The organism is Pseudomonas sp. 50_B, from assembly GCF_017491625.1.
Classification (GTDB): domain Bacteria; phylum Pseudomonadota; class Gammaproteobacteria; order Pseudomonadales; family Pseudomonadaceae; genus Aquipseudomonas; species Aquipseudomonas danubii.
Genome location: NZ_JAFGYX010000138.1, coordinates 1 through 462, shown reverse-complemented (window position 1 = coordinate 462; position 462 = coordinate 1). Strand labels below are relative to the sequence as shown.

The 462-nt window shown below is 65.6% G+C and carries 1 protein-coding gene; it reads right to left on the bottom strand.

Going from position 1 to position 462, the window contains the following annotated elements; genetic code table 11:
* Positions 1-462 (bottom strand): transposase (locus J5M73_RS31295; RefSeq protein WP_207816948.1); only part of this gene is annotated, 462 nt, incomplete at both ends.

The window sequence follows — 462 nt, the reverse complement described above, 5'->3', positions numbered from 1 at the left end:
GTTTTCGTCCTGCCATTGCCCGGCGCGAGCACTGGCACAGGCGTATCGTCAGCATGCAGCTTGGTGGCTGTCATGACGTGCCGGCGTAAGGCGTCGACCAGCGGTTGCATCAGGCTCGCACCATGACCCACCCAGTTCGCCAGCAGCGAGCGACCCAGATCGACACCCTCACGCGCATAGATCGCCGACTGGCGGTACAGCGCCAGATGGTCCGCGAACTTCGAGACCAACACATGAGCCAGCAAGCCCGGACCAGCCAGGCCGCGCTCGATGGGGCGGCTCGGCGCTGCAGCTTGTGCGATGTGATCGCAGCACGTGCATGCCAGTTTCGGGCGCACGTGGCGGATCACGCGGAAGCTGGCCGGTACATATTCCAGCTGCTCGCAGACGTCCTCGCCGAGTTGCTTCATGGGGCCGCCGCACGCCGCGCAGGTTTCGCCCGATTCCGGCCAGTACGTCAGG